Annotated in this window: 4 protein-coding genes and 1 pseudogene; 2 read left to right on the top strand and 3 right to left on the bottom strand. The window is 62.2% G+C overall.

Going from position 1 to position 7,774, the window contains the following annotated elements; all coding sequences use genetic code 11:
* From QZ329_RS14005 to secA, 3 genes and pseudogenes are all read right to left on the bottom strand, one after another.
* Positions 1-273, bottom strand: a pseudogene (locus QZ329_RS14005) (peptide ABC transporter substrate-binding protein); the annotation flags it as partial.
* Positions 270-1,082 (bottom strand): peptidoglycan editing factor PgeF, encoded by an 813-nt coding sequence (gene pgeF, locus QZ329_RS14010; RefSeq protein ID WP_295753621.1) that lies wholly within the window; start codon positions 1,080-1,082, stop codon positions 270-272. The gene pgeF and the pseudogene QZ329_RS14005, both read right to left, overlap by 4 nt.
* 228 nt (positions 1,083-1,310) lie before the next feature.
* Positions 1,311-4,064, bottom strand: a complete 2,754-nt coding sequence (secA, locus tag QZ329_RS14015) for a preprotein translocase subunit SecA (RefSeq protein ID WP_295753622.1) — start codon at positions 4,062-4,064, stop codon at positions 1,311-1,313.
* Between the two features lie 335 nt (positions 4,065-4,399).
* On the opposite strand from secA, the gene QZ329_RS14020 reads away from it, so the two are divergent.
* Positions 4,400-6,001: an MBL fold metallo-hydrolase gene (locus QZ329_RS14020; RefSeq protein ID WP_295753623.1), complete on the top strand. Its 1,602-nt coding sequence runs from the start codon at positions 4,400-4,402 to the stop codon at positions 5,999-6,001.
* A gap of 11 nt (positions 6,002-6,012) precedes the next feature.
* Positions 6,013-7,365, top strand: a complete 1,353-nt coding sequence (gene rlmD, locus QZ329_RS14025) for a 23S rRNA (uracil(1939)-C(5))-methyltransferase RlmD (protein ID WP_295753624.1) — start codon at positions 6,013-6,015, stop codon at positions 7,363-7,365.
* Positions 7,366-7,774: the final 409 nt, after the last annotated feature.

Consider the following 7,774-nt stretch of genomic DNA (forward strand, 5'->3'; position numbering starts at 1 on the left):
CACCGGGCGGGGGACAAATTGGCCGTCCAGCTCGTACAGCCCCTGGTACACCAGCCCCGTCAGGTCCTGGTTGACCTGGCTGGCGCCGGTGAGGGGGTGGAGGGAGGCGGCGGGGTCGTAGCCCAGGCTGAACCGGGCCGCCTCCGGGGCCTGGCTGGGGGCGGCGGAGGGGGTGGGCGAAGCGGAGGGAGCGGGCGCCGGATCCTCCGGGCCGCAGCCCAAAAGGCTCAGCCCCAGGCAGGCCGCCAGCAGCAGGGAGAGCCACCGCCTCATACCAGCTGGACGGCGGCGGCCATGGATCCCCGGTTGGTGCCCAGCTTCCGGTGGCTCCAGAACAGGTCGGAGCGGCAGGCGGTGCAGATATCGCTGACGGCGATGTGGGCCGGGTCCAGCCCGGCCTGCTCCAGGCGCATGGCGTTGATGCCCTTCAGATCCACGGAAAACTTGCCGTTGGCCTTAATCTTAATGTGCTGGAGGACGGCGGTGGACAGCGCGGCGGTCATGGCGTTGGGCACGTCCTCGTGGGTCTCGAAGCAGTCGGGGCCGATGCCCGGGCCGATGGCGGCCAGGATGTCCCCCCGGTCGCAGCCGTACACCGTCTCCATCCGCTGGACGGCGGCGGTGGCGATGCCCGCGGCGGTGCCCCGCCAGCCCGCGTGGACGGCGGCGATCACCCGGCGCACCGGGTCGTAAAACAGGATGGGGATGCAGTCGGCGGAGTACACCACCAGCGCCACCCCGGGCAGGTCGGTCATCAGGCCGTCCGCCTCATAGGGGGGCTTGCCGCAGGGGTCGGGCCTCACGTCGGCGGTGGTGACGGTGCGCACCGCGCCGCCGTGGACCTGGTTGGTGACGGCGATCCTGCCGCCCTCCGCGCCCACGGCCTGGAAAAAGCGGCGGTAGTTCTCCCGGACGTGGTCGGGGTCGTCCCCCCGGCCCACGCCCAAATTCAGGGACTCCCACATCCCCTGGGACACGCCGCCCAGGCGGGTGGAGAAGCCGTGGGCCGCGCCCCCGGCGGCGGCGATGCCGTCGGACTGGAAAAAGACGACGCCGTTTTGGGTCTGCTCGATGATGTTCATAAGCTCTCCTTTATGGATGAAATCCCTATGCCGCAAGATGGCTTCAGGCAGGAGGAATGGCGGAATGCCCTCCACCCACAGGGGGAAGGGGGCGGGTGAGGGGGCGTCCGTACAGCGCACCCGTCCTCCAAATTTGGACACAGCGCGCACCACCTGTCCGCACCCTCATCCGTCACCGCCTGCGGCGGTGCCACCTTCCCCCTTGCAGGGGGAAGGCTTGGCGCATACTCAAACGTCCTTATGGTACTCCGGGCAGGTGCACTTTTTCCACTTCAGGCCCGAGCCGCAGGGGCAGGGGTCGTTGCGGCCGATCTTGGCGGCCTTCTTCACCGGCTGCTTCTTCACGGTGCCGTCCGCCCCGCCGGACTGTCCGGTGACCTTGGCCACCCGCTCCCGGCGCAGCTCCTCGTTGGTCTTGAGCCGCACGGTGAACAGCCGCCGCAGGGTCTCCTCCTGGATGGCGTTGATCATCTGCTCGAACATATCGAAGCCTTCCCGCTTGTACTCCACCACCGGGTCGGACTGGCCGTAGGCCCGCAGGCCGATGCCCTGGCGCAGCTCGGTCATGGCGTCGATGTGGTCCATCCAGTACTCGTCCACCACCCGGAGCATAATGACCCGCTCCAGCTCCCGCATGATGGGGGTGGTGATCTCCGCCTCCTTGGCCTCGTAGAAACTCTCGGCGGCAGCGATAAAGGCCTGGTCAAGCTCCTCCTGCCCCTTCTGGGCCGCCTCCGTCTCCGAAATGTTCACCGCGCCCTTGGCGAAGTACATGCCCTCAAGTCCCCGGAGCATCTCCCGGTATCCGGCGGCGTCCAGATGCTGGTGCTCGCCGAAGGACAGCCCCACGTGGTTGCTGATGGAGGTGCGCATCATGTTCAGCACAGTGTCCTTGATGTCCATGCCGTCCAGTACCTGGCGGCGCTGCCCGTAAATCAGCTCCCGCTGCTTGTTCATCACATCGTCGTACTCCAGCACGGATTTCCGGGACTGGAAATTCCGGGACTCCACGGTGGTCTGGGCGTTCTCAATGGCCTTGGTCAGCATCCGGTTCTCAATGGGCGTGTCCTCGTCCAGATCGAAGCGCTCCATCATATTGGTAATCCGGTCCCCGCCGAAGAGGCGCATCAGGTCGTCCTCCAGGGAGATATAGAACCGGGTCTCGCCGGGGTCGCCCTGGCGGCCGGCACGGCCCCGGAGCTGGTTGTCAATCCGGCGGGACTCGTGGCGCTCCGTGCCGATGATGAACAGGCCTCCGGCCTCCCGGACCTGATCCGCCTCGCTGGCAATCTCCGCCTTGTGCTGGGCCAGCTTCTCCGCAAAGAGCTTCCGCGCCTCCAGGATTTCCTGGTTGTCGGTATCGGCGTAGCCAGTGGCGTCGGTAATCACCTCGTCAGAGTAGCCCGCCTTGGTCAGGTCCGCCCGGGCCAGATACTCGGCGTTGCCTCCCAGCATGATATCGGTGCCGCGGCCCGCCATGTTGGTGGCCACGGTGACGGCCCCCAGCTTGCCCGCCTGGGCAACGATCTCCGCCTCCTTCTCGTGGTTCTTGGCGTTGAGGAGGTTGTGCTTGATGCCCTCCCGGGCCAGGAGCTTGCTGAGAAGCTCGTTTTTCTCAATGGACACGGTGCCCACCAGGACCGGCTGGCCCTTCTCATGGCACTCCTTGATCTGCTGGATCACGGCCCGGAACTTCCCCGCCTCCGTCTTGTAGACCACGTCATGGTGGTCGTCTCTCTGGTTGGGGCGGTTGGTGGGAATCTCGATGATGTCCAGGTTGTAGATGGTGCCGAACTCCTCCTGCTCCGTCATGGCCGTTCCGGTCATGCCGGAGAGCTTGTCGTAAAGCCGGAAATAGTTCTGGAAGGTGATGGTGGCCAGGGTCCGGTTCTCACTGTTGACGTTGACATGCTCCTTAGCCTCGATGGCCTGGTGGAGGCCGTTGGAATACCGCCGGCCAAACATGAGGCGGCCGGTGAACTCGTCCACGATAATGACTTCGCCGTCCTTCACCACATAGTCGATGTCCCGCTTCATGGTGCCGTGGGCCTTGAGGGCCTGATTGATATGGTGGCTGATGGTGGAATTGGAGGGGTCGGAGAGATTCTCCACATGGAAATACTCCTCCGCCTTGGCGATGCCCCGGGCGGTGAGGGTGGCGGTTTTGGCCTTCTCGTCCACCACGTAATCCGCGTCGATGTCGGCGGCCTCTTCCTCTTTATTGTCCACCTGGACCACCACCTGCTTTTTGAGCTTGGACACAAACATCTCCGTCATATCGTACATCTGGGTGGACTTCTCCCCCTGGCCGGAGATGATGAGGGGCGTCCGGGCCTCGTCGATGAGGATGGAGTCCACCTCGTCCACGATGGCGAAGGCATGACCCCGCTGGACCAGCTCCGAGGCGTAGATGCACATATTGTCCCGGAGGTAGTCGAAGCCCATCTCGTTGTTGGTGCCGTAGGTGATATCGGCGGCATAAGCCTCCTGGCGCTGCTTGGAAGTCAGGCCGTGGACGATGAGGCCCACCTTCAGCCCCAGGAAGCGGTGAACCTTGCCCATCCACTCCGAGTCACGCTTGGCCAGGTAGTCGTTGACAGTGACGATGTGGACGCCCTTCCCCGCCAGAGCGTTGAGATAGGCGGGCAGAGTGGCCACCAGCGTCTTGCCCTCGCCGGTCTTCATCTCGGCGATCCGGCCCTGGTGAAGGACGATGCCGCCCACCAGCTGCACCCGGTAGGGCCTGAGACCCAATACCCGGTCCGACGCCTCCCGAACGGTGGCGAAGGCCTCCGGAAGGATGTCGTCCAGCGTCTCTCCGTTTGCAAGGCGCTCCTGGAATTCCGCCGTCTTCGCCTGAAGCTGGGCATCTGTCATGGCCTTGTAATCGTTGGCCATAGACTCAATTTTGTCCACGATGGGGTAAATGGATTTCAGTTCCCGGGAGCTGTAGTCGCCGAAAATTTTCTGCATCAGACCCATGATCGTTTGAAACTTCCTTTCTGATTTCAAGCTTCCCCAAGGGGGAAGATAAAAATATTCATAGAAAAACAAGCATAGCTTACCACAGTTTTCCCTGGAATGCAAAGGAAATCGGGAATCTCCAAAAAAAGTTCACAAAACGGCCGCCGTTCCCCGCCCGGCGGCTTTCCCACACCGCCGCCCTCCCCCGCCGCCTCCGCACAGATCTGTTCTCTCACTGGACGTTTCCTCCAAGTCCGGCAAAAAAATTGGTTTGCTCATTGTATATTCCGTCGAAATGTGCTATCATGTTTTTATCAAGACCAGAGGCAGACCATGATAAGGAGGACCCCTATATGAAGCTCAGCTTTTACGGCGCGGACCAATGCGTCACCGGCAGCTGCCACTGCCTGGACATCAACGGCAAGCGCATTCTCATCGACTGCGGTTTGCAGCAGGGCCGGGACGAGGTCAGCAACGGCGAGTTTCCCTTCGCCGCCAATACCATCGACTTCGTGTTGGTAACCCATGCCCACATCGACCACTCCGGCCGGATTCCCATGCTGATTAAGCAGGGCTTCCAGGGCCGCATTCTCACCACCCGCCTCACCGCCCAGCTGCTGGAGATCATGCTGCTGGACTCCGCCCACATTCAGGAACAGGACGCGGAGTGGAAAAACCGCAAGGGCGAGCGTTCCGGCTCTCCCAAAACCGAGCCCCTGTACACCGTGGAGGACGCGGAGCGGGTCTCGGAGTTCATGACCACCTGCGAATACGGCCAGTTCGTCCAGCTGTGCGAGGGGGTGGAGGTGGAGTTCACCGACGCGGGCCATCTCCTGGGCTCCTCGTTCATCATCATGGACCTGACGGAAAACGGCGTGAAAAAGAGCATCGTCTTCTCCGGGGACATCGGCAACATCAACCAGCCCGTCATCCGGGACCCCGTGCAGATCACCGGGGCGGATTATGTGGTGATGGAATCCACCTACGGCGACCGGAACCACCCGGAGAGCTGGGCCTACACCGACAATCTGGCCCGCATCATTGACGAGACCATGGCCCGGGGCGGCAATGTCATCATCCCCTCCTTCGCCGTGGGCCGCACGCAGGAGCTGCTGTATTTCATCCGGGAAATCAAAGAGCAGCACATGGTCCGCTCCTGTCCGGACTTCCCGGTGTACATCGACTCGCCCCTCGCGAAAAAGGCCACCACTATTTTTGACGGCGACCTCCGGGGCTATATGGACCACGACGCGGTGTGGCTGGTGCGCAAGGGCACCAACATGTTCCGCTTCCCCAACCTCTGCATTACGGAGACCAGCGAGGAGTCCAAGGCCCTGAACGAAGACCGGACCCCCAAGGTCATCATCTCGGCCTCCGGCATGTGCGACGCGGGCCGCATCCGGCACCACCTGAAGCACAACCTCTGGCGTCCGGAGTGCACGATCCTTTTCGTGGGCTACCAGGGCGAGGGCACCCTTGGCCGGCAGCTGCTGGAGGGGGCCAAGAGCGTGAAGCTCTTCGGCGAGGAGATCACGGTGCAGGCCCGGCTGGAGAACTTCACCGGCCTGAGTTCCCACGCGGACCGGGACCATCTTCTGAAGTGGATTTCCGGTTTCCAGGAGCCCAAGCCCCAGCACGTCTTCGTGGTCCACGGAGACCGGGAGGTCGCCCCCTTCTTTGCCCAGAAACTCCAGACCATGGGCATCCCCGCCCACGCGCCCCAGTACACCGAGGTTTACGACCTGGCGTCCAACACCATGCTGGAGCGCGGCTACCTGCCGGAGCGGAAGGTCAAGACCGTCAGCGGCTCCAAGGGCACCCCGGCTTACGAGCGTCTGGTGTCCGTGGGCGGAATGCTCACCGAGTTCATCAAGCGCAGCCGGGGCCGGGACAACAAGTCCCTGGCCAAGTACGCCGACCAGCTGCGCCAGCTGCTTGAAAAGTGGGAGGCCTGAGCGCCCGACATATGGAATTGCTGAAGAACGGACAAGTCTATACCGCCCAGGTGGAGGGTTATTCCAGCGAGGGGCCCGGCGTCCTCCGCGTGAACGGCGCCGTGGTCTTCGTGCCCCAGGCCATCCGGGGGGAGACCATCGATCTGCGGATTACCCGCGTGATGAAAACCCACGCCTTGGGCGAAATCGTGAAAATCCACGCGCCCTCCCCGGAGCGGGCCGTCCCCGACTGCCCCTATTTTGGGAAGTGCGGCGGCTGTGATTTCCGGCATTTGAGCTATCAGGAGGAGCTGTGGGCCAAGCGCCGGCGCGTGCAGGATGCCCTGGCCCGCCTGGGCGGTTCCCAGGTTTCGGTGGAGGAGATTCTGGGGGCGAAAAATCCCAATCATTACCGCAATAAATGTCAATACCCCGTAGGGCCCCAGGGAGAAATCGGTTTCTTCCAGGCCCGCACGCATCAGGTGGTTCCCGTGGACCGCTGTCTCCTCCAGCCGGAAATCTGTGACCGGACCGCCCGGGCCGTGGGCAGCTGGATGAAGCGCTATAAAATCTCCGCCTATGACGAGCGCACCGGCAAAGGTCTGGTCCGGCATATCTACATTCGGACCAACCGGCGGGGAGAGAGTCTTTGCTGCGTGACGGCGGCAGGCCGGAAGCTCCCCCGGGAAGCGGAGCTGGCCGCCCTGGTTCTGGCGGCCGCGCCAAAAACCGTGGGCGTGGTGCTGAACGTCAACACGAAAAAGGGCAACGTCATTTTGGGGGACCAGTACCGAACCATCTGGGGGCAGAACTTTATCATGGACACCCTCTGTGGCCTGGAATTCAAGCTGTCGGTCCCCTCTTTCTATCAGGTGAACCGGGAGCAGGCGGAGATTCTTTACGGCAAGGCGCTGGAATTTGCCGGCCTGTCCGGAGACGAGACGGCGCTGGACCTATACTGCGGCGCGGGAACCATCACGCTTTGTCTGGCAAGGCATGTAACGCGGGCCATCGGCGCGGAAATTGTTCCCGCCGCCATTCGGGACGCCAGGGAAAACGCGGAGCGGAACGACGTGAAGAATGTGGAGTTTTTCTGCGGCGACGCGGCGGAAACCGCCGCCATGCTGGAGGCGCAGGGACTGCGGCCGGATGTGATTACGGTAGACCCGCCCCGGAAGGGCCTCAGCCCCGAGGTTATCGCCTCGGCAGCCGCTATGGGGCCAAAGCGGATCGTATATGTTTCCTGTGACCCGGCCACGCTGGGTCGGGACGTGAAGCTGTTTGCCGGACACGGCTATCAGGCCGTTCGCGCTGTGGCGGTGGATATGTTCCCGGGGACGCGGCACGTGGAGACTATTGTGCTGCTACAAAGAGAAAACTTGTAGAAATCCTGCGTTTCCAGCACTTTGCCCGACATGTGGTGTTCGATGCCGAGGGAGATAAACTCCGCAATAAGCGCGTCGAGGACTACATCATCGTTTCGGTCGTCATTGATATGGAGTGTGGGAACACAAAAAACCAAATAGTGCAAGGACAGGCCAACGCCGCAGATTTTGAAAAAGTCTGCGGCGTTTTTTCATGTCCAGACACCAAAAGGAGCGGAGAACCATGCCAGTATTCCGCGTGGAGAGGAACTAGGGGTACACGGTGATGCGCAACCACTGTCTATAAAAAACTTCTAAAAATCACGATATTAACTTGTAAAACCGTTGTACCGCAACGGTTTTACTTTTAGGGTTCTTGCCGCCGCCCTGTTATCTCTGCCGGAGAAGAACCGGGAAATCATTTTCCTTT

The organism is uncultured Oscillibacter sp., assembly GCF_910579365.1.
Taxonomy (GTDB): domain Bacteria; phylum Bacillota; class Clostridia; order Oscillospirales; family Oscillospiraceae; genus Oscillibacter.

What these genes read in the sequence shown, in the direction of transcription:
- pgeF (WP_295753621.1), bottom strand. Translation starts at nt 1,082, where the DNA reads ATGAACATCATCGAGCAGACCCAAAACGGCGTCGTCTTTTTCCAGTCC.
- secA (WP_295753622.1), bottom strand. Translation starts at nt 4,064, where the DNA reads ATGGGTCTGATGCAGAAAATTTTCGGCGACTACAGCTCCCGGGAACTG.
- QZ329_RS14020 (WP_295753623.1), top strand. Translation starts at nt 4,400, where the DNA reads ATGAAGCTCAGCTTTTACGGCGCGGACCAATGCGTCACCGGCAGCTGC.
- rlmD (WP_295753624.1), top strand. Translation starts at nt 6,013, where the DNA reads ATGGAATTGCTGAAGAACGGACAAGTCTATACCGCCCAGGTGGAGGGT.